Source organism: Vibrio tapetis subsp. quintayensis, assembly GCF_030409945.1.
Taxonomy (GTDB): Bacteria; Pseudomonadota; Gammaproteobacteria; order Enterobacterales; family Vibrionaceae; genus Vibrio; species Vibrio quintayensis.
Genome location: NZ_JAUFQV010000036.1, coordinates 36528 through 57316 on the forward strand (window position 1 = coordinate 36528; position 20789 = coordinate 57316).

At 44.0% G+C, this 20789-nt stretch carries 18 protein-coding genes; 8 read left to right on the top strand and 10 right to left on the bottom strand.

What is annotated here, in order from left to right; all coding sequences use genetic code 11:
- Positions 1 to 21: 21 nt before the first annotated feature.
- Entirely contained in the window at positions 22 to 2406 is a 2385-nt protein-coding gene (locus tag QWZ04_RS19225) for a YgiQ family radical SAM protein (protein WP_290329860.1), read from the bottom strand.
- A 386-nt stretch (positions 2407 to 2792) separates the two neighbouring features.
- Between QWZ04_RS19225 and QWZ04_RS19230 the strand changes: the two genes are divergently transcribed.
- Positions 2793 to 5267, top strand: a complete 2475-nt coding sequence (locus tag QWZ04_RS19230) for an EAL domain-containing protein (RefSeq protein WP_290329861.1) — start codon at positions 2793 to 2795, stop codon at positions 5265 to 5267.
- A 112-nt stretch (positions 5268 to 5379) separates the two neighbouring features.
- Here QWZ04_RS19230 and dcuC read toward each other — a convergent pair whose 3' ends face one another.
- Positions 5380 to 6747, bottom strand: coding sequence for an anaerobic C4-dicarboxylate transporter DcuC (dcuC, locus tag QWZ04_RS19235; protein WP_290329862.1), 1368 nt, complete (start codon positions 6745 to 6747; stop codon positions 5380 to 5382).
- 396 nt (positions 6748 to 7143) lie between these two features.
- Here dcuC and QWZ04_RS19240 point away from each other — a divergent pair, with 396 nt between their 5' ends.
- Together QWZ04_RS19240 and QWZ04_RS19245 are read left to right on the top strand one after the other, a co-directional pair.
- A complete protein-coding gene (locus QWZ04_RS19240) occupies positions 7144 to 7818 on the top strand; it encodes an HI_1241 family integral membrane domain (protein ID WP_290329863.1) in 675 nt (224 codons plus the stop codon).
- 107 nt (positions 7819 to 7925) lie between these two features.
- Positions 7926 to 8126, top strand: a complete 201-nt coding sequence (locus tag QWZ04_RS19245; protein WP_290329864.1) for a DUF4250 domain-containing protein — start codon at positions 7926 to 7928, stop codon at positions 8124 to 8126.
- 42 nt (positions 8127 to 8168) lie between these two features.
- On the opposite strand, the gene QWZ04_RS19250 is transcribed toward QWZ04_RS19245, so the two are convergent.
- Complete coding sequence (locus tag QWZ04_RS19250; protein ID WP_290329865.1) at positions 8169 to 9080, bottom strand: LysR substrate-binding domain-containing protein; 912 nt, start codon at positions 9078 to 9080, stop codon at positions 8169 to 8171.
- Between the two features lie 211 nt (positions 9081 to 9291).
- Here QWZ04_RS19250 and metE point away from each other — a divergent pair, with 211 nt between their 5' ends.
- Complete coding sequence (metE, locus tag QWZ04_RS19255) at positions 9292 to 11574, top strand: 5-methyltetrahydropteroyltriglutamate--homocysteine S-methyltransferase (protein WP_290329866.1); 2283 nt, start codon at positions 9292 to 9294, stop codon at positions 11572 to 11574.
- 93 nt (positions 11575 to 11667) lie between these two features.
- On the opposite strand, the gene QWZ04_RS19260 is transcribed toward metE, so the two are convergent.
- Positions 11668 to 12099 carry an META domain-containing protein gene (locus tag QWZ04_RS19260; RefSeq protein ID WP_290329867.1) on the bottom strand — a complete coding sequence of 144 codons (432 nt, stop codon included), beginning with the start codon at positions 12097 to 12099 and terminating at the stop codon, positions 11668 to 11670.
- A 173-nt stretch (positions 12100 to 12272) separates the two neighbouring features.
- On the opposite strand from QWZ04_RS19260, the gene QWZ04_RS19265 reads away from it, so the two are divergent.
- On the top strand, positions 12273 to 12521 hold the full coding sequence (locus QWZ04_RS19265) for a DUF1289 domain-containing protein (protein ID WP_290329868.1): 249 nt from the start codon (positions 12273 to 12275) through the stop codon (positions 12519 to 12521).
- A 106-nt stretch (positions 12522 to 12627) separates the two neighbouring features.
- Complete coding sequence (locus tag QWZ04_RS19270; protein WP_290329869.1) at positions 12628 to 12990, top strand: PilZ domain-containing protein; 363 nt, start codon at positions 12628 to 12630, stop codon at positions 12988 to 12990.
- A 79-nt stretch (positions 12991 to 13069) separates the two neighbouring features.
- On the opposite strand, the gene QWZ04_RS19275 is transcribed toward QWZ04_RS19270, so the two are convergent.
- Positions 13070 to 14329, bottom strand: coding sequence for an adenylosuccinate synthase (locus tag QWZ04_RS19275; RefSeq protein WP_290329870.1), 1260 nt, complete (start codon positions 14327 to 14329; stop codon positions 13070 to 13072).
- A 141-nt stretch (positions 14330 to 14470) separates the two neighbouring features.
- On the opposite strand from QWZ04_RS19275, the gene QWZ04_RS19280 reads away from it, so the two are divergent.
- Entirely contained in the window at positions 14471 to 15367 is an 897-nt protein-coding gene (locus tag QWZ04_RS19280) for a LysR family transcriptional regulator (protein WP_290330004.1), read from the top strand.
- Between the two features lie 326 nt (positions 15368 to 15693).
- On the opposite strand, the gene QWZ04_RS19285 is transcribed toward QWZ04_RS19280, so the two are convergent.
- On the bottom strand, positions 15694 to 16653 hold the full coding sequence (locus QWZ04_RS19285; RefSeq protein ID WP_290329871.1) for a transposase: 960 nt from the start codon (positions 16651 to 16653) through the stop codon (positions 15694 to 15696).
- A gap of 298 nt (positions 16654 to 16951) precedes the next feature.
- Between QWZ04_RS19285 and QWZ04_RS19290 the strand changes: the two genes are divergently transcribed.
- A complete protein-coding gene (locus tag QWZ04_RS19290) occupies positions 16952 to 17119 on the top strand; it encodes an entericidin EcnAB (RefSeq protein ID WP_290329872.1) in 168 nt (55 codons plus the stop codon).
- Between the two features lie 93 nt (positions 17120 to 17212).
- Here QWZ04_RS19290 and QWZ04_RS19295 read toward each other — a convergent pair whose 3' ends face one another.
- The 4 genes from QWZ04_RS19295 to QWZ04_RS19310 are packed head-to-tail and all read right to left on the bottom strand — an operon-like array spanning position 17213 to position 20757.
- Positions 17213 to 17707, bottom strand: coding sequence for a nitrous oxide reductase accessory protein NosL (locus QWZ04_RS19295; protein WP_290329873.1), 495 nt, complete (start codon positions 17705 to 17707; stop codon positions 17213 to 17215).
- 10 nt (positions 17708 to 17717) lie between these two features.
- On the bottom strand, positions 17718 to 18536 hold the full coding sequence (locus tag QWZ04_RS19300; protein WP_290329874.1) for an ABC transporter permease subunit: 819 nt from the start codon (positions 18534 to 18536) through the stop codon (positions 17718 to 17720).
- Positions 18533 to 19456, bottom strand: a complete 924-nt coding sequence (locus tag QWZ04_RS19305; protein ID WP_290329875.1) for an ABC transporter ATP-binding protein — start codon at positions 19454 to 19456, stop codon at positions 18533 to 18535. Before QWZ04_RS19305 ends, QWZ04_RS19300 begins: the two co-directional genes overlap by 4 nt.
- Positions 19453 to 20757 (bottom strand): nitrous oxide reductase family maturation protein NosD, encoded by a 1305-nt coding sequence (locus tag QWZ04_RS19310; protein WP_290329876.1) that lies wholly within the window; start codon positions 20755 to 20757, stop codon positions 19453 to 19455. The genes QWZ04_RS19305 and QWZ04_RS19310 overlap by 4 nt, the downstream gene beginning before the upstream one ends.
- Positions 20758 to 20789: the final 32 nt, after the last annotated feature.

Sequence of the window (20789 nt, forward strand, 5' to 3'; positions counted from 1 at the left end):
TTTTTTTGTTCCTAATTCAGTTTATTTTCTTTTACCTGAACCACTACGAGCTGGCTTCCCATTTCCAGCTGGTTTTTTACCTGCATGGGTATTTCGGTTACCCGCGTTGCCAACACCTTGAGGTTTTGCGCCAGGGCGCTGAGGTTTACCACCACCGCGTTTTGGCTGATTTCCATTTGTCGCTTGTGATTGACCATTGCCACCTTGCTTATTGCTTGTCGGCCTAGAGCTATTTGGTTTAGAGCCGTTTTGCTTTGCTCCGTTCTGCGAAGAGTCACCACGGTGGGATGGCTTACGCTGATCAAACTGCGCCTGAGTATGCTTAGTTGCAAAGCGGTTCGCACCATGTCTACCAGATTTACGGCGTTGAGCAGGTGTGAGCGTATCGGTGTCTTCCTCTGGTACTAAGCAGCCAGGTTTATCACCAATCAGGTACTTTTTACCCATATCAATCAGTGCTTCTCGAATCAAAGGCCAGTTAGCAGGATCATGATAGCGTAGTAGGGCCTTGTGTAGCCTACGATGGCGTTCACCTTTTGGCACTGGCACATCTTCACGTTGCTTATACTTCACACGCTTGAGCGGGTTAGTTTCCGAATAGTACATCGACGTTGCATTACACATCGGTGATGGGTAGAAGTTTTGTACTTGATCACATTCGTATTCGTTAGTCTTCAACCACATAGCAAGATTAAGCATGTCTTCGTCTTCGGTTCCTGGGTGAGCCGAAATGAAGTACGGAATAAGGTACTGTTTTTTACCCGCTTCTTTACTGTATTTTTCAAACATGTCTTTGAAGCGATCGTAAGCACCCATACCCGGCTTCATCATCTTATCTAATGGGCCTTTTTCGGTATGCTCTGGTGCAATTTTTAGGTAGCCACCAACGTGATGCGTTACTAGTTCTTTAACGTATTCTGGAGACTCGATCGCCAAATCGTAACGAACACCAGAAGCGATCATGACTTTTTTGATGCCTTTTACATTACGGGCAGCGCGATAAAGATCGATGGTGTGCTTATGATCGGTATCGAGTTTGTTGCAGATGCTTGGGAACACACAAGCAGGGCGACGACAATTCGCCTCAGCTTTCGGGTCGTTACAGCCTAAACGATACATATTCGCTGTTGGCCCACCAAGATCTGAAATTGTGCCGGTAAAACCTGGAACTTTGTCTCTAATTTCTTCTAACTCGTTCAAAATAGATTCTTGAGAACGGTTTTGAATGATGCGACCCTCATGTTCAGTGATTGAACAGAATGAACAGCCACCAAAACAACCACGCATGATGTTAACGGAGGTCTTAATCATGTCGTAAGCAGGGATCTTAGCCTTGCCATACATAGGGTGCGGTACACGTGCGTAAGGAAGGCCAAACACAAAATCCATCTCTTCAGTCGTAAGAGGGATAGGCGGCTGGTTAACCCATAGCTCACGATTAGCGTGCTTTTGTATTAGAGCACGGCCTGAGTGTGGGTTGGTTTCTAAATGCATTACGCGAGTTGCGTGCGCATACAAAATTCGGTCGTTGTTTAACTTCTCAAACGGAGGAAGTCGAACAGCGGTTGTTTTTGAGTCATGACGTGACGGGCGAATAACGATAGGTTCTGCTTTTGCAGGTTCTTCCGTTTTTGGGCCGCAGTCTTTTTCAACTGCATAGGGGTTAATCGGCACAAAAGCCTTGCCTGGTTTTTCAATACGAGAGGAATCAATGATCTTAAATTCCTCTGGCGCTTCGGCAATGTTTAAAGCCGTACCACGAATACCGGTAAGTTGGCTAATGTTCTCACCTTTCGCTAGGCGATGGGCGACTTCTACTAGCGCTCGTTCCGCATTACCAAACAGTAAAATATCAGCCTTAGCATCGAAAATAACAGAGCGGCGAACTTTATCAGACCAGTAATCGTAGTGTGCGATACGGCGTAAACTGGCTTCAATACCACCAAGGACAATGGGTGCGTCTTTGTATGCTTCGCGACAACGTTGGGAGTAAACTAAAGTCGCGCGGTCTGGGCGCTTCCCACCTTCGTTGTTTGGTGTGTAGGCATCGTCGTGGCGAAGTTTTTTATCTGAGGTATAGCGGTTGATCATGGAGTCCATGTTGCCAGCGGTAATACCAAAAAATAGGTTTGGTTTTCCCAATTTCATGAAGGCATTTTTGTCTTGCCATTCAGGTTGAGAAATAATGCCAACACGGAACCCTTGAGACTCTAATAAGCGACCGATTATGGCCATACCAAAACTTGGGTGGTCCACATATGCATCGCCGGTAACGATAATAATATCGCAACTATCCCAACCCAATTTTGCCATCTCTTTCTTACTCGTAGGTAGGAAAGGAGCCGTACCATAGCATTCAGCCCAGTACTTAGGATATTGATCGATTGGTGTGACTTCGTTGCGCATATTTTAGCCTCAATTTTGCAAGGCGGGAATTATAGCGACAACCGACGGCGGAGGCTAGCAGTGATCTGCATCAAATAAAACAAATCCATCAATAGCCATAAAATGTTCTGAAATAAGCGCTTGATCATAATGGGCTGCATATCTGGGACGGATATACGCTTAATTGCACTTTTTCCACTATATTTGTATTAGAAGTTTTTATTGTGTTGTTCGTGAGGATAGCCATTCAGGATAGATATAAAACTAAGTGAATATAATCGATGAAAGGCTATAATGTGACGAAATAACGATTTTCATTTTAAAAATGTCGATATAATAAATGTAACTATATGAATTTATTGTAGATATATATTTTCTGCTTATTTGGTAATGATAAAGGCGAATGGATGAACACGACTACGATTAACACCATCTTGGAATCCATGTCTGTGGCTAGCTCAAATAAAGACAAAGTCGGGTATCCGGCGATTGAATGGTCATGGAATCTGGATATAGATCAATTTGATTTTCGAGATGCTGATTTGTCTGCGCTTATGCAGGAGCAAAAAATCCAAACAAGCAGTGATTTGTTAGCGTTATTTTCAGATAAAGAGCGCAGTAAATTGGTACGGGCATTTCAGCATGCGGCAGAGTGTGCAACCGTACAATCAATCTTTTGCACCTTGTCCACTCCCTTGAGTCATACGCTTATTTTTAGCCAGTGGGTTATTGAGAAGAAATCAGAAAGCACGCTCGGTGGCACTGTTCAGCCTATTATCGTCGTTCCGTCTCTTGGTCGTATGGCTGATATTTTTGTGGAAGTTTTTGATAACCAACATCATGGTATCGTCATCACCGATGCAGAAACCCATATTCTAGCCTGCAACCCCCATTTTGCGGAAAAATCCGGTTATTCAGCCAAAGAGTTATTAGGAAAAAAAACTAATACGTTTAATGCTGGTAAACACAGCCGTAGTTTTTTTGAAGATATTTGGCAGCAGGTTCATCGTAAGGGTTTCTGGACGGGTACGGTATTATCCAAACGAAAAAATGGAATTATAGAGCCACAAGAGCTGACATTACAAAAAATTGAATTGTCGAGTAATAAGGTGTACTACGTTGGCTACACCGTGGATTTATCCAATCATCTCTATCGGATAGCAGATACCGAGCATGGTGGTATTGAGTTATTGACACAGTTGCCTAACGAAACGGAATTCAGCACTAAGTTACTTTCATTGGCCGAGGCTAAAAAGGCGAGCAACAATATTATTGTTATGACCTTTTTGCCTAATCTAGATGCGAAGAGTGCTATTGAGCACCGGGTTGACATCTCGAATGCAATTGCAAAAATGGATAACCGATTTTTGTGTGGGTATTTGAAAGAGAATTTGTTTGTAGCAGCACTGAAATCGCCGAAGAGTGACCAGAATATTAAGGGGATTCACGCAGAGATACGCCAGTTCTTTCATGCGATAAAACGTCATGTCGGTGATGCTCTGTATCCTTTAATTATTAAGGGTAAGGTCGGTGTTTCTGTCTTGGGGTTTGATACCTCGAACCCTAAATCTTTGATTGCTCATGCGACTCAAGCGATGCTGGAGCAGCACTCGAGTAAGGGCTACAACATCAGTTTCTTCGATACGTCTATCCATAAAGAAGCCAAACGGCGCAAGAAACTTGAAGACGCGCTTATCGCTGCAATTAGAAAAGAAGAGATTGATGTTCACTTTCAGCCCATTGTGTCGACATCAACATGGCGCGTGGTGAAGTTTGAGGCCTTATGTCGCTTTAACAAGATGGGAGGCGAGTCCTATTCACCGCAAGAACTGATTAATTTGGCGGAAGAGCTTAATCTAATTAACAATATCGACCGTTGTGTTGGCCGAAAATCGCTGGAAATGCTTCAAACGATTCGCAAGCACTACGGCTCGGATATTGGTATTACGATTAACCGTTCCTTAAATACAAAATTGAGTGCGAAACAAGTACTCAACAATGCCATGACCATGATTCAAGAATCGGGCATTGAGCCTGAAAACGTTACGATTGAGCTGACAGAGAGCGCTTATTTTGCCAGTGAAGGAGATCAAATTGAGGCACTTAAAGCGCTAAGAGAAATTGGTGTAAAAGTGGCGATTGATGATTTCGGTACGGGATATTCCTCATTTTCATATTTGAGTCATGGGCATTTCGATTTTATGAAGATCGATCGAGAGTTTGTGATGGATATTGAAGTCGGTACCCAGAACTACTTCATTGTAAAAACGTTGATTAACTTGTCGCACACGCTAGGTGTAAAGGTGATTGCTGAGGGGGCGGAAACCATTCAAGAAGTTAAAGTGCTCACAAGTTTAGGTGTCGACTTTATTCAAGGTTATTACTTTTCTAAACCTGTGCCGATTGATCAAATCGAGCAAGCGCGGCATTACACCAAACACATGAAGCAGTTGGAACCACTACGAGTGCCAGAGCAAGGCGCGGGCATCTTGAGTTTGTGCGACTTTAGCACGCCGATGTTAGAACCAAGCGCCCCCCTTGCGGATGTTCATCGAATCTTTAGCAATGCAAGGTTTGATGCGCTTATGGTCGTAGACCAAGACCGTTGCGTCGGCTTGGTTGATAGAGAAGTGTATAACTTGCACTTGTCGCCAACCTTGGGGACAAAAATTGAGACACAAAAAGACAGCGTGATATTGAAACGAAAAATCAATCAGGTGATGAAAACGACGTTTACTACCTTGAGTGAGAAAACCACCATTAATGATGTGGCAAGGTTGTTGGAGAGAAAAACACCGTTACCTTGGGTTATCGCTGATCAAACTGGAAAGAGCGTTGGCATTGTCTCTTCTCAGAGGATATTAGATTTCTTTATACGTTGATCATGTTTGTGGAACCGCGATACAAGGTTTGAGAATGACAGCAAACCCATCTAAAAAGGGCGCCAGATAGGCGCCCTTAACTGTTTGCTTAAGTGCAATATTTAGCGAAGTATTACGGGTGCATCGGTACAAGTACCATGGTGCCGATAATCACGGTGATCAAGCCTGCAATCACAGGCACTGAAGTACGTTTTACCACTTCAAATGGGCTGATTTTTGCCATACCAGAGGTAGCAACAATTACGCCTGAAACAGGAGAAATAGTACGACCGAGGTTAGACGCTTGCAGCATAGGGATGATTAGGAACGCAGGGCTTAGTCCCATTTTTGCAGCTAGGCTAGGTGCTAGTTCTACAAACGCGTAGAACGGAGCATTACCAGAACCAGTCGCAATCGCGGCCGCAACGGTCAAACCTGTCAGTAGAAGCATCAATGCGATACCGCCAGCGCCAGCTTGTTCTGCTAAGCCGATTAGGTTGTCGATAGCACCAATAGACATCAAGCCTTGCGCAAATACACCCGCCGCAACCAATAGCATTACCACGCCTTTAAATGCGTCGGCCATACCTTGATAACAAGAATCGAGGTCTTCCAGCGTTTTCTTACCATCAAAGCGTTTCACAACAAAATCAATCAGTGCAGCAATGAAAATAGAACCCACAACAATGGTGTAGATGTCTAGGTACAAGCCATCAATCGTTTTTCCGTTGAATAAGAACACACCGATGATAGGAAGAAAAGGAAGGACAGCGTAGAAAGCAGGAGCGTTTGCTTCGATTTCAGACACGTCGATTTTTTCCATTGGCGTATTTTCTTTCTTATCTAGGTATTTATTCCAGAAGAAAGCAGCCCCAGCCATAACGATGATTGCACAGATTGATACAGGCAGTACCGTTTGAACGGCAAACACATCTAAAGACATGCCTGATTTCTCAGCGGCAATAACAACATCACCAGAGGTAGGGGAAAGGATGATAGCAGCAGGAGAAGCACATACCGCGACAGCCGCAGGACGAGAGATGCCCATTGCAGTCATCATTGGGAATAGTGTTGCCATCAATAGTACGCCGAGACCAGTCGCTGAGCTTACAGCCAAAGACATTAAACACGCAACAATGTAAGCAGCCACTAATAATGCATAAGGAGACTTAATAAAAGAAAGAGGTCGTGAGAATTGCTTAACGACAACATTGTTTGCACCCATGTGCGTCATGTATGAAGCAAAACCACAAAGCAACATGATTTGCATGCCTAAGCCGCCGCCACGATACTGCAGCATGTATTTCACGTACTCTAGCGAGTCTGAAACCATGTTGCCCGTTGCCGCCACTTTAGCTGGAAGGATTGTGTGGCCAAGTACACCAGTTAAAAGAAGTAATGCGATACCTGCGGTTAGTAGTACACCTGCCGCGCGATACCCTTTTACAATGAAGTAACCCACCAAAATGGTGACTACTAATCCGATCAATAGCTCTAGCATAAATTTCCCTGTGTAAGTTATTTCAAATTGTTTCAGCTAATATACGGAAAAATTGTTTCTAGCACGACATCAACTCACTCGATATATGATCTGAAACAATAATTAATTCGAGTGATTTGCGTTGAAGTTATATGCTTAATTATTTGGCGTGCTAGTTGTATGTGCTGGAATTGTAATTATATGGTAGTGACTGATACTGTTTTTTGTTAAAAGCTTGGTGTTTACAAATAACATGTGATGAGGCTGTTAATAATATTGTTATTGAAATGATACCTCATCAAAGTACTGGATTTTTATGTCGGCAATTATTTTTTGAACTAATGAGTCAAAACAACAAAAGATAACCTTAACGGACTTTGTTATGATTCGCAGCAATTAATGATTTTGGAAATGTTTATGTTAAGTAATGTTTTAGCGGTATTACCAGCTATGCTGCTTGGATCTCAGCTTATTCTGACGGTATTACTGATAAAGGGCGAGATATGTCCAGGCCAAAGAGGTCGTATTCATAAGTTATTGCCGGCCTTAGTTGCCTTATGGTTGGCATCTTCACTTATCACTATTGAGTGGCTAGTGGTTGCTGGCGGTCTTATGTATTTCTATTCACAAGTTCAAACGAAGAAAACACGGGACCAAGGGCCAATTTGGATTTTGCACCTGAGCAACCTATTTGCTCTATTTGTGTTGTTTTCACCATCCTTATTCTCTGCTTACTTTTCGAGAACATTGTTTGATTTGAGCATCATGGGGTATGCAGGCGCAGTATTTGCGCATTTACTCATGGTGGTCGCGCGTTCTCGTTTGCAAGCATTTCACAAAATACTGCCAGTGACCGGCGTAGCGATGGCGATGTTTATGGTGGTTTGTTTGTTGCTTAAAAGCCTGGGTATGGATGAAACTTCGGTCATTGCATTAACAGGGTACCTTATGGGCGGTCTTGGCCTAGTGGTCGCTTCTATAGTGGCGTGGTGTTGGCACCTCATGACTCATCAACCCGCGAATAAGTGGATCTTGGGTGCGGCGGTGTGTCTGTCTGTTTCTGCGTTAAGTTGTTTAAACATGTTCTACTAGTGCTCATGTAAGTGGCAAGTCTTGTTCAATCTTGGTGTTAGATCACGCATTTTTTCGTTAATGGCGCTAGGATTGTTAGAGGGGATGGCACAAAGCGGAGCAACAGTATGGACATGAGTAATATGACTAACCTAGATAGCAATATTCTACTTGGCATCGTTAATGAAAAATTGCGTATCGAGTGCAATAGCTTTGATGAGTTAATTACTGTGTACGAAGTGGATGTGGATAACTTAGTCGGTAAGCTGAGTACCATCGGATACCAATACGATCCACTTACCAACCAGTTTAAAAATTACGACCGATAGCTCGAGAAGAATTACGAGTTATTAAGGTCTGATTTTCGTTATTTAAGCCATCTTGATCCCATCTAGGTGGCTATGACACTGCTGACGTGCGGTACCAAAGAAGGCTTGGAGGTAACGTTTTTGGCATTCGCTATTTCGAGTTGCAGCAAATAGCCTGCGCCACAAGCCATCGCCTAATGGCAGGCTTTTCACTAACCCCTGTCTTGAGAATTCACTTACCGCCCAGTTAGGTAACGCGGCAACACCTAACCCTGCCGATACCATTTGAACTAACATCAACGTGTTATCAGACTGTTTCCATTTTGCCGGTTCAACGCCTGCAGGATGAAGAAAGTGCTTTACCACATCCAAACGCTGTTTTTGGACCGGATATGAGATCATGGTTTGATCGATCAAATCTTCAGGTTCAATGCGAGTCTTGGATGCTAAAGGATGGTGAGTCGCGGTCACTAAGCGCATTTCAAAATCAAATAGCGGTTCATAATGAACTTCTGCTCGTGGCTGAATGTCTGACGTGATCACCAAATCCAGTTCACCGGCAAGTAGGGCAGGCAACGGCTCAAAGCCAAACCCAGCAGAAAAATCTAGAGTGACGTTTGGCCAACCCAGTTGATACTCCTTAATCGCAGGCATTAACCATTGAAAACAAGAGTGGCATTCAATCGCCATATGAAGTCGGCCATTGACGTCTTCTTTGAGCCCGGCTAAATCACTTTCTGCCTTGGCTAACTTCGGAAGCACTTCTTCCGCCAGTTTTAATAAGATATTCCCTTCCGCTGTAAACTTAACAGGGCGAGTTTTTCGCAAAAATAGTTGACCACCAATACGAGACTCAAGCTCCTTAAGCTGGTGAGACAATGCCGATTGAGTTAAGTGAAGCGATGTAGCCGTTGCGGTCAAAGACCCGGTTTCCCTTAGGGAAGACAACGTCCTTAAGTGCTTTAGTTCAATCATGAAATCCCTTCATTTGATAGAGATGTTTATTAACAATTCTTATTAAGATACGTCCAAACACCGCAGTTGTAAACGTCTAGATGTCTATATGAGGCGTTGTGATGAATGTTTCTCATAATCAAGTTGAATAATTGCCGTTTGCGCATAATAGGGCTTTAAGAGATATTTTAGCCATCCAGACATCTTAAATATCTTTTAAAGGAATATCATTATGACGACTACACAAGCCCATATTCTAGGTTATCCACGCATTGGCGAAAAACGCGAACTCAAATTTGCACAAGAAAAATATTGGCGCGGTGAAATCAGTGCCGATCAATTAAAAACGGTTGGCCGTGACCTCAGACTGCGCCATTGGCAAGACCAAGCAGATAATGGCCTTAGCTACGTAACCGCTGGCGATTTTGCATGGTATGACCATGTATTAACCACCAGTCTTCTACTTGGTCATGTTCCCGCCAGACATAATAAAGGTTTCCCAGATCTGGATACCTTGTTCCGAGTCGGTCGCGGTCAATCTCAGTCGAGCTGTGGTTGTGGCGCAGCTGCGTCTGATATGACTAAGTGGTTTAATACTAATTACCACTATATTGTTCCTGAATTCAGTAAAGATGACACGTTCGAAGTAAGTTGGCCGCAGCTTTTCGAAGAAGTGAACGAAGCCATCCAAGCTGGGCATAAAGTAAAGCCTGTATTACTAGGCCCGGTAAGTTACTTATTTTTAGGTAAAGAAGTTGAAGAGGGGTTTGATCGCTTAGCTCTGCTGCCGAGATTACTGTCGGCTTATCAAGGGATTTTGGCTAAGCTAGAAAAATTGGGAGTAGAGTGGGTACAAATCGACGAGCCTATTTTAGGCTTAGATCTGGATAAAGCATGGCTCGACAGTTTTAAGCTCGCGTATCAAGTGATCCAAAGCGACGTAAAGTTACTGTTCACCACCTATTTTGCTGCGATTGAAGATAGTCTAGACATTATTACGGCGCTGCCGGTTAACGGATTACATGCGGACTTTTCATCCGCACCTGAGCAGCTTGACGCCGTAGTGGATAAGTTACCCAAACATTGGGTGCTGTCTGCCGGTGTGATTAATGGCCGCAACGTATGGAGATGCGATGTTAATCACTGGCTTCAAAAGCTTACCCCAATAAAAGATCAATTAGGCGAAAGGCTTTGGGTAGCAAGCTCTTGTTCTTTGCTGCATAGCCCAATTGATCTTGAATTAGAAACCAAATTAAGCGGTGAAGTCAAAAGCTGGTTTGCATTTGCAAAGCAAAAATTAGCAGAGGTTAATTTACTTGCGTCAGCACTTAACCATAACCAAAGCGCTGTCGAACAGTGCCAAACGTATAGTCAGCCAATCGTAGATCGCCGTACGGCAACTCACGTCAATAAGCCCAGTGTTAAAACACGAGTTAATGCCATAACGAATAGCGTGAGCGAGCGAAGTGCACCTTACGCTGAGCGTGTTCATCATCAAACTGAAGTTTTGAACTTACCATTATTACCAACCACCACCATCGGCTCATTTCCTCAAACTAGTGAAATACGCACTCAGCGTAATGCTTATCGCCAAGGAAAGCTGGCAGAAGCTGAATATGAACAAATGATGAAAGGGCACATCGAAGATGCAGTGAAACGCCAAGAAGCGCTTGAGCTTGATGTATTAGTACACGGAGAAGCAGAGCGTAACGACATGGTTGAGTACTTTGCAGAAAACTTGGCTGGTTTCCAAACGACGCAGTTCGGCTGGGTACAAAGTTACGGTTCTCGCTGCGTTAAGCCAGCCATTGTGGTCGCTGATGTAGAGCGTGAGCAGCCGATATCGGTTAAGTGGTCTACCTATGCGCAGTCCCTGACTAGCAAACAAATGAAAGGCATGCTGACAGGCCCGGTGACCATATTGTGCTGGACGTTTCCCCGTGAAGATATAACACGCAAAGAAATTGCGCAGCAAATTGCACTCGCACTGCGCGATGAAGTTGATGACCTACAACAAGCTGGTATTAACATTATTCAAATTGATGAACCTGCTATTCGTGAAGGTTTGCCACTTAAAAAACGGGAACATCAGAATTATTTAGATTGGGCGGTAGAGGCATTTAAAATCTCAGCGGCAAGTGCTAAGCCGGAAACGCAAATTCATACTCATATGTGTTACAGCGAATTCAATGAAATAATTGATTCAGTGGCCGCGCTTGATGCAGATGTTATTACCATCGAAACGTCACGCTCAAATATGGAGTTATTGAAAGCGTTTGAGGAGTTTAACTATCCAAATGAGATTGGGCCGGGCGTGTATGATATTCACTCACCGAATATCCCTGATCAAGAATGGATCGTGGGACTAATTGAAAAGGCAGCAGCCCAAATACCAGTGGAACGTCTTTGGGTTAACCCAGACTGTGGCTTGAAAACCCGTAACTGGAAGGAAACGGAGGCAGCGTTGGCGAACATGGTTTCTGCTGCCAAAATACTGCGTAACAGATTCAAATAAACTGTTTATCAAGCTAAAAAGCCCTACGATGTGAGTCGTAGGGCTTTTGAAATTACGTGTTTGATGTCTCGCATTAAGCGTTAGCGAGAGAGGTTAGTTTACCCAGTCGCGCAAAGTGAAAGTGAGTTCGTGCTCTGCACCTTTAAGAATGAGTGATTCTTTTGTTAGCGTAATATCGCTCCACTCTGAAAGAGTGCCAGCAACCACTTGTTCAGTTTGCATTGCGGTATCTGTGCACATCATCATTGTCATACCCATGCCATCCACTCGAAACTTACCGTCTTTCAGTTCAGCTTGACCAAAGTAGGTGTTACAGCCTGCAAAGCCATTCGCAGACATTTTCTCGCCCACTTCTATGCTAGGCACTTTTGCTTCTGCTGGAAGAGAGATTGCTTTACCGTCAACTTTGGCCAGTACCCAATTGTGATGCTGCAGATCGGTTGAGGTGATTTCTGCCGCGTTGTCACTGTTTGAGCATGCCGCTAAAAGGATTGGAAGGGCAAGTACAGCCAAGTGCTTTTTCATTTGAAGCTCCGATGAGATATAGAGTTAACTCCTGCATTATAGACAACCAATTTGTTATCGTGTCAGCAAAAAGTCATAAAATTCACGTCGTTTTTTAGTTAATAACGTATTGTTAAGTTATGGGCTAATTTATAAGCATCATCTTGAATCGGCGCAGAGCTAAGGAGAGGGAAATGGAGCAGCTTGAGTTTTTTTCAGTCCCGAGCCCGTGCGTTGGTGTTTGCACGACTGACGAGCGAGGTTATTGCCAAGGGTGTATGAGAAAAAGGGAAGAGCGTTTTAATTGGTTGGCATTCACTCCCGATCAGCAACGGCATGTCATTAAGCTGTGCCGGCAACGCTACCGACGAAAAATGGCCAAAGGCAAGTTGGCAAAGAAGGCTGAACAAACCGATGACTCGCCTCAACAAGATTTGTTCTAGTTAGTGCATATCAAATTCATAGTGATATTTTTTCTAAAGATTACCAATCATCAGCCGAAACAATGAGTATCAAGAAATGGAGTGATTGAGTTGGAGTTATAGAGCTATGAATGAAGAATCAGCAGAACAGAAGCGCAAATATTATCGCCTAAAATACCCAAAACGTGCGATGCCAGTGATGAGGATTCAAGGCGAACAGTTTCATGTGAGTGAAGTGTCTGAAAAAGGCATTCGTATTATCATGAACCGCTTGAATAGCCTTTATCACGGTCTAAGCCTTGCTGGCAGTGTGAAACTTCATGGCGACCAAAATATAAAAATTGAAGGTGCTGTGTTGAGAATGGAAAACTCAGAAGTGATCTTGCAGCTTTCAAAAGGTCCTAGCTTTAAAGACATGGTTCAAGAGCAGCGCTTTATTCGTAATAAGTATCCAACGTATTTTTCGCGTATGCGCGCTCAAGCTGCCTGATTCCATAGTAAAAACATTTCCAATCTACTCAAGATAGCCCGATTAGAGTCGGGCTTTCTGTTTTGTGACTAGATAGACGTTATTTGCGAATGATCATTTGTTCACGTTCTGGTCCAACTGAAACCATAACAATAGGCACGCCCATTAATTCTTCGATGCGAGTCACGTAATCTTGCGCACCTTGAGGAAGGCTCTCGAAAGTACGACAATCGGTGATGTCTTCGTCCCATCCCTGCATGTCTTCATAAACAGGTTGAAGCTCGGCGGTTTGAGGCCAGATTGGGTTTTCACTGTGTTCACCATCGTAAGCCACACAGATTCTGAGATCTTTCATGCCTGTTAAGCAGTCTATCTTGGTTAGAGCAATCTCAGTTGCCGCTTGCAGTTCGATGCCGTTTCGTGTTGCAACTGCGTCAAAATATCCCATATCACGTGGGCGGCCCGTGACAGCACCGTACTCGTTAGAGCTTTCACGGAAGTTGTCTTGCTCTTCCATTGCGGTGACTAACGTGCCTGTCCCTACTGATGAACTGAATGATTTCGCAACGGCGATAATACGCTCTGGTCTTAGTGCTGGTAATCCACTGCCAATACCCGCATACGCTGCCGTCACATTTGACGAAGTTGTCCATGGGTATTCACCATAAACAAGGTCGCGTCCCGCGCCCAATTGTGCTTCAAATAAGAGATTTGCATTGTCTGCCTGTAGGGCTTTAAGAGGCTCAGTGACATTGCAAATAAACGGACGCCAAGATTTAGTTACATTGAGCAACCAAGCGGTAAGTTCGGCGGCACTTTGAGTGTAATCGCAATCTGGATACAGAGCTTTTAACTGAGGCATTTTCCAATCCAGCATAAACTGAATTCGCTGCTCTAGTACGTCTGGTTGATTTAACCAGCCAACTAATATGCCTTTTTTCATTACACGATCGCCATAAGCGGGCGCAATGCCCTGACGAGTAGAGCCATACGCCGCATCACCAAGTCGTTGTTCTTCTAACGTATCTTCAAGTGCGTGCAGAGGAAGGCATAAAGTAGCGCGATCAGAGATGCGCAAATTCACCGCGATACCCGTTGCTTTCACTTCGTCTATTTCTTCAGTCAGTGCCGCAGGGCTTATTACCATCCCAGGCCCAAGGACTGCAATACAATTCGGATTGAAGATGCCGCTTGGCAGTTGGTGCAGTTTAAACGTACCAAAGTCATTTACAACGGTATGACCTGCATTATTACCACCTTGAAAGCGAATACTGGCAGAAGCATCTGATGCTAAAAAGTCAACGATACGGCCTTTACCTTCATCACCCCAATTAGCTCCCACAACGACAATAGACGACATAATATTTCTCCGAATTGATTAAGAAATCATCTTAGACTTGTAGATTGAATAAGAGAAATTAATTATAATTATTAACTTGATAAGGATTACATATGACCATAATCAATGTCGATTAGGTTGCCTCACATGAAAGGTGGAACAATGCTCGATATCCATTGGCTTAAAACGTTTGTCACGCTAGCGGAATACCAACATTTTGGTAAAGCGGCAATGGCATTGCATATGACGCAACCCAATGTCAGTTTGCATCTTAAACAGCTAGAGCAAGCTACCGGTGTTAAATTGATAGAGCGAAGCCCATTTAACTTAACTCAAGCCGGCGATCGGTTACTGGAAAGTAGCCAAAGGACGCTGCAGGAGTTGCAGGTTTGCCAAGCTGATCTGAATGCCTTAAATGACCTCGATAAAGGCACCATCACAATCGCGGCCAGTGACATTATTTCTCGAATGCTGCTCATTGAAGCGTTTAAATTATTTAAAGGTCAGTATCCTGGTATAGACATCGCGTTATTGAACACAACGTCATCGCAGGCATCTGAATTGGTTAGAAACGCGGAGGCTGATCTCGGCTTTGTTATCTCTCAGAAGCAAATACAGCCGCTGCATTTTGTTGAACTACAGCAGGTAAAGTGGGTCGCATTGGGGGATGGGTTAGAACGAGATACCGAGCAAGGAAAAGAGTTGACCTTAATTTTGCTAGGCCATGATACTCGCACCAGAGATCTCATTGACAGCGCATTGCCTAAGTTAAATCTTTCTAATTATCGAGTGATGGAAGTAGGCAGTGTCGACGCGCAAATTGATTGGGCAGAAGCCGGGTTTGGTGTTGCCATTGTTCCTGAGTTCGCCTTATCAACTCAGCGAAACCTCACATCAATGATCACGCCATTACCCGATTTCCCCACAACCGATTTAGGCTATATTGTTCGGCAAAATCAGATTTTATCTAAAGCCACCAAACAGCTTCTTCACTGGGTAAACGACGGAATTTCTCAACTACAAAGAGCAAAACCAAAGAACAAAGCAGACACACACTAAATAAAAGCTTTAACGGAAGGTGCTAAATGCGAGCAGTATAATTTCTCGGTTATGGTGCCGTTGACCCGCAAAGCATATGGTATGGCGATTTTTAAGCAATGATTGGCGCAATTTCGAAGAACAAAGTAGACACACACTAAATAAAGGCTTTAACGGAAGGTGTTAGATGCAAGCAGTATAATTCTCACTTATGGTGCCGTTGACCCGCAAAGCATATGGTGTGGCGGTTTTTAAGCAATGATTGGCGCCATTTCGAGTCTTAAACAAACGAAGTTAGCCAACTCAATGTTGGCGTAGTGTTTTGAAGCATAAAGTGGGTTAGCAGTTTATTCTAGCGGGTAATAGTGAATTCTGGATTTATCCAAAGCGGCTTTTGCATGCTCAAGGTTACAAGGTGAGCCTATTGCTGTGGAACGTTTTTTTTCAAGTGAAGTACAGACTTCTAACCAAGTATTTTGATTGAAGTTTAACCTTTCAATAATTGGTGGAAGATGCTCAGCCATCGATGCTTTATCTTCTCGAAATTGCCTTGCTGTCCAGTCCACCAATTCTATGTAATCCAGCAGCCGAAAGGGTATTCCATCAATTGGCTTTTTATTGGAATTACCAATGAATGGGTGCAAACAAGGAGCGCTTTCTTGGTTGTCGTTTAACGCCTTTAATCTTGCTTTTATTGAGGTGAAGTCAGATTGCTCAGGGGATTTAGCAATGCCAGCACGAACGGGGTTTAGGTCTACGTACGCCATGGCCGCAGCTAAGGCTTTTTCATCAAGCAGTGCTTGGCTTTTGAAGCGGCTTTCCCAAAAATGGCCAGAACACTGATCTTCTTGGTTGGCCTTACAGGCAATATCGTAGTTCAGTTCTTTCATAAACCAGCTTAACGACCATAGTCTTTCTCGCCATACCTCGATGATTTCTAAACACTTATCTTCTTCAACTTGGGTCTTTAATTCTTTCTTTAGCCAACGCTGAATTAAAACGGGCAGTTTATGTACAGTACTCCAGCGTTCAACCACACCATTAGGTGATAATCCAAGGGCCTTGTCGCGATTGATGTGTAGTACCAAGTGGTAGTGATTGCTCATGATGGAATACGCGCAGACATCGATGCAATAGGTGTGGGTGAGACATTGAATTTTGTGCTCAATCCAATCTCTACGATGCTCATAACTCGTATTAGTGACGGTATCTTCGCCACACAAGAAGCTTTGTCTTACGCATCTCGAAACACAGTGATAATAGGGCGTTGCATCGACGGATATGAGTTGTTTTCTAGCGGTAGCCATGAACTTGTCCAATGAATTTTCTATTAGGGTAGCAATTGTGTGTGATAGGAAAAGTTGGAGGTCCAGAATTGGGGGAGTGCTTACGTAAACTAAGTCGTCGAGTCATACTATTTGGTGTGTGTCCGGTGGGGGGAGCTTGTGTCCGGTGGCGGGATCTCGGTGGTGGGATCTGTTGGCTTTACTTAGTGAACGATGTGGCACTGTTACTTATTGATATGGATGTTAATATAGCGGATGATTAAGTCATTATTGGACAAAAAGTATCGTGACAGGTGCTTTATCAGTTGAGGGCAATGGAATGAAAACCGCACTAACATGCGTCGCTATCGCGTTACTTCTTAGTGGATGTGCTGAAACTTGGAAAGGGGTTCAAAGTGATTCTTCAACAATTTGGGATGAAACGAAAAAGACGACAAACGAAGTTGTAAAAGACACAAAAGAAGTGATTCATGAGGCCACAGAGTAACGCCTGTTCGGTTATTTATTATTTGCTGTCAAAAATGGGCTGTGAATACCTACAGCCCTTATTCGGTTGAGAGTTCATTTTTCGTAATGCAGCTTACAAAATATCAATCGTTATATCGGCGAAGGTATGCACTTCACCGCCGAAGGTCTTTTTGAAAGACTCGGCATCTTCTTTGGTGCTAAAACTGGCAAGAGTCGGGCCCATTGCGCCGGTTTCGCTAGACCCAATCACATACCATGCAGTTCTCGCATCAATAAAGTACTGATCTTCTGGCTTTAGCCACGGGGTTTTACTCATATCATGAACAAAGATTTCACGCGCTTGTCGAGCATTTTCTGGTTGCAGTAGAAATGCAAATAAGTCCCGCGTGGAGCAAAACTTCATTACGTTATCATTGCTAGCTTGGTAAGACTCACCTTTCGGACCAGGGAAGTTACTGATGATCATACCGCAAAGGTGGCACTCGTCTCCGCTTTCAATTGCAGCAGCTTGACGGGCCATTTTTTCTTGAGGCTCTTCGCTGCACCCCATCAAGGCGGCGAGCAGTACTATCAATAGTGACCATTTTTTAAACCTAAACTGTCTCATGTGTGCCTCGTTATAGTGTCTTTCTACGAAAAATAATCAGAGCTAATCCCAGTGGCGCAATAACCCATGCCAGCATGGCAGCGAGTAAAGCCGAGGTAGAAAAGCTGCTGTTAATTGCGACGGCGAGCACGCCACTCACATCACTGGTATTTAATGTTGATAAGTTAATTAGCCTGAACAAATCGGCGGGGTTGAACATCATGACTTGCACTAAACCATGTTGGGTCAACCCTTCGCTACCACTGACTAAGAGCGCGAGCAAAGCTAGATCAAATATCAGTACGAAGAACAGCCAAACCATAAGCGCTATACCTGCCGCTTTTGATTTCTCATTCACGACTAAGCTGATCAGATAAGCCAAGCTAATAAAGCAAAGACCAAGCAAAGTGGAGGTGATGATGAATAAGCTAAATGCGGGTCCGATGGATTCGATGTCCGTTGTGACACTTAGCAATACTCCCGCGCTGCCAAAGCCGATCACGGTCGCAAGGGTGATGATGCTGGCTTGACCAATAAATTTGCCTAATAGTAGTTGAGCATGGCTTATTGGGTAGGTCATGAGAAGCAGCAGCGTTCCTGACTCTTGCTCTCCCACAAAACTGTCGTAGCAAAGTAGTAGTGCAATCAGCGGAATAATAAATACCGACAAGCTAGAAAGGCTAGCAATGGTGGTTGAAAGAGAGGGGGAACTTAATTGCCCTGATGCCACACTGCCATAGTAGCTAAGGCCAATAGAGAGCAACGAGAAAATGAAGGTGATTGAAACTAACCAACGGTTTCGTAATCCGTCTTGGAATTCTTTGAGTCCTACCGCGATGATTGGATTCATTGAGACTGCTCCTTTTCAACAATCGATGGGGAAGAACCGCCATTCAAAAAGTGCTGATATATTTGCTCAAGATTGGCCGGGGAAACTTGAATATCACTGAGAGATTCGTAATTCATAAGCTCTTTTATGATGCTCATTTTCTCTGCTTCAGGAATATGTAATTGATCGGCTGCCACCATAAATCCTGCTAGCTTATTATTGGTTGCAAGTGCACCGTTGATACCATGAGTTTTTATGATAACGGGTAGGCTGGCTTGTTGGCGCAGCTCATTAAGTGTGCCTGCGGCAACGGTTTTACCATGGGACAAGATCATGGCACGGTCGATGTGTTGTTCAACACCAGGAAGAACATGGGAACAAAGCAGAACACTAGCTCCTTGGTTTTTTAGTCGATCGACGCTGGTATAAAACTCTTGTGTTGCGATGGGATCAAGCCCGACGGTAGGTTCATCAAGCAGCAATAATTTGGGCTCCCCTAAGAATGCTTGCGCTAAACCTAACCGCTGACGCATGCCTTTAGAGTAGTGCTTTACTTGGCGATGAAGCGCATCCGATAGGCCCACATCCGAGAGTAAGGAAATCGCCTGAGATTTGGGTACAGACTTGAGCCTAGCGAAATAGGTGAGTACTTCTAGGCCAGTGAGTTGGTCATAAAAGCTCACGTTTTCAGGAAGATAACCGATGGCCTTTCGACCATGCCATGCTTGCTTGCTGCTTGGATCACGGTCGAATACTTTTACATCACCACTGGTGGCGGAAATAACGCCCAGTATGAGTTTCATTAACGTCGTTTTACCGGCGCCATTATGACCAAACAAACCAAGCACTTCGCCACTGGATAAATTAAGATCTACGCTGTCTAGCGCGCACAATTGCTTGTACTGTTTGGTTACGCCTTTAAGTGATACTAAATGATTCATGAGCGTGTTCCTGTGCTGTCCGCTTGAGAATGCTTGATGCTAGGTTGCATCATGAGCGGGTGAGAGTCTTTTACGCCGGGTGGTTTTAATACTGGAAATTGTTTTTGTATCCAACGCAGCATCAATACTGAAGGGCTGTCTAGAAGCACTTTCGATTCAGGGTACTTCCAGACTACTTTGTCTATGCCGTCATTGGGCTCAAACGGTGTGTCGCCAATACTGTTGTTGTCTAAATCCCAGCCAAGATAATTACTCCAGAAATTTCCGACGCCATTTTGGCTCCATTCTTGTTTCTGGTTGGAGACGTATTTGACTTGGATTGGGTTGTTTAAAAAGCTGTTGCCAAATATCTTGCCGTTTTCAGAGCCAGCAGTTAGGTGAATACCGATTTCTGCGGTGTCGATGACGTTATGACTGATGGTGTTGTAACCCGAGTTATAAACAAACAAGCCTTTACCATCTCGGCCAATGACTTTGTTTTCAGGCTTAGTCCAAACGTTCTTAATTTGATTGTAACTGATGTCTGATTGGGTGATGAAATTCATCAACATGCCGTAATCTTCACTGTCCAAACTGCGATTGCCATGGACGGTCAGTTGGCGAGAGCTCATTAACGCGTAACCCGCACGTGTGTTGTACGCGAAGTTGTCGATGACACGATTGTGGTGTGAATACATATAGTGCACACCGTAACGTAGGTCATACATGGTGTTGCCGCGTAATTCGCTGTCTTGGCTAGAAATAATATAAAGACCATCACGAGTTTTACTCACCGTATTACCGACGACTAAGGCATTTTTTACACTTGAAAGTTGAATGCCGTTGCCACGGTCAGCGGAACGTAGGGTAGGGTTTCCCTCAATGGTGTTGTTTTCGACCAAAATTCTGTCGACGCGTTGCGCCCAAATGCCGAATGCATCACCTTTGAATGTATTGCCTCTGTAGGTGAGGTTTTTGAGAGACTTCTCGTTGTATATGCCTGCATTTTGCTCTGTTAAATCGCCACCCCAATTAATGATATGGAGGTTTTCGATAACGGTGTCGGAAGCAAAGACAGTAATCGCGTTACCTTTACCGTTGGCATTAATGGTCGCGTCTTGCTTACCTTGCAATGTGATGCTTTGATTCACGGTAAAGTTCCCGACGTATTCGCCCCCTTTAATGACGATGGTATCGCCAGGTTGGCTTAAGTCGAGCATGTCTTGCAGGTCGTCTTGAGGTGTTACTGTGATGACTGTCGCTAACACGCTTGATTGAAAAATTGAGAGAAGCGTTAACCATAGCCAATTTCGTTGCTTCAAATGCGACTCCTTGCACTGAGGTGAGACGGAAT

Excerpts from the sequence above, each read along its gene's own strand:
- QWZ04_RS19225 (WP_290329860.1), bottom strand. The coding sequence starts at position 2,406 with ATGCGCAACGAAGTCACACCAATCGATCAATATCCTAAGTACTGGGCT.
- QWZ04_RS19230 (WP_290329861.1), top strand. The coding sequence starts at position 2,793 with ATGAACACGACTACGATTAACACCATCTTGGAATCCATGTCTGTGGCT.
- dcuC (WP_290329862.1), bottom strand. The coding sequence starts at position 6,747 with ATGCTAGAGCTATTGATCGGATTAGTAGTCACCATTTTGGTGGGTTAC.
- QWZ04_RS19240 (WP_290329863.1), top strand. The coding sequence starts at position 7,144 with ATGTTAAGTAATGTTTTAGCGGTATTACCAGCTATGCTGCTTGGATCT.
- QWZ04_RS19245 (WP_290329864.1), top strand. The coding sequence starts at position 7,926 with ATGGACATGAGTAATATGACTAACCTAGATAGCAATATTCTACTTGGC.
- QWZ04_RS19250 (WP_290329865.1), bottom strand. The coding sequence starts at position 9,080 with ATGATTGAACTAAAGCACTTAAGGACGTTGTCTTCCCTAAGGGAAACC.
- metE (WP_290329866.1), top strand. The coding sequence starts at position 9,292 with ATGACGACTACACAAGCCCATATTCTAGGTTATCCACGCATTGGCGAA.
- QWZ04_RS19260 (WP_290329867.1), bottom strand. The coding sequence starts at position 12,099 with ATGAAAAAGCACTTGGCTGTACTTGCCCTTCCAATCCTTTTAGCGGCA.
- QWZ04_RS19265 (WP_290329868.1), top strand. The coding sequence starts at position 12,273 with ATGGAGCAGCTTGAGTTTTTTTCAGTCCCGAGCCCGTGCGTTGGTGTT.
- QWZ04_RS19270 (WP_290329869.1), top strand. The coding sequence starts at position 12,628 with ATGAATGAAGAATCAGCAGAACAGAAGCGCAAATATTATCGCCTAAAA.
- QWZ04_RS19275 (WP_290329870.1), bottom strand. The coding sequence starts at position 14,329 with ATGTCGTCTATTGTCGTTGTGGGAGCTAATTGGGGTGATGAAGGTAAA.
- QWZ04_RS19280 (WP_290330004.1), top strand. The coding sequence starts at position 14,471 with ATGCTCGATATCCATTGGCTTAAAACGTTTGTCACGCTAGCGGAATAC.
- QWZ04_RS19285 (WP_290329871.1), bottom strand. The coding sequence starts at position 16,653 with ATGGCTACCGCTAGAAAACAACTCATATCCGTCGATGCAACGCCCTAT.
- QWZ04_RS19290 (WP_290329872.1), top strand. The coding sequence starts at position 16,952 with ATGAAAACCGCACTAACATGCGTCGCTATCGCGTTACTTCTTAGTGGA.
- QWZ04_RS19295 (WP_290329873.1), bottom strand. The coding sequence starts at position 17,707 with ATGAGACAGTTTAGGTTTAAAAAATGGTCACTATTGATAGTACTGCTC.
- QWZ04_RS19300 (WP_290329874.1), bottom strand. The coding sequence starts at position 18,536 with ATGAATCCAATCATCGCGGTAGGACTCAAAGAATTCCAAGACGGATTA.
- QWZ04_RS19305 (WP_290329875.1), bottom strand. The coding sequence starts at position 19,456 with ATGAATCATTTAGTATCACTTAAAGGCGTAACCAAACAGTACAAGCAA.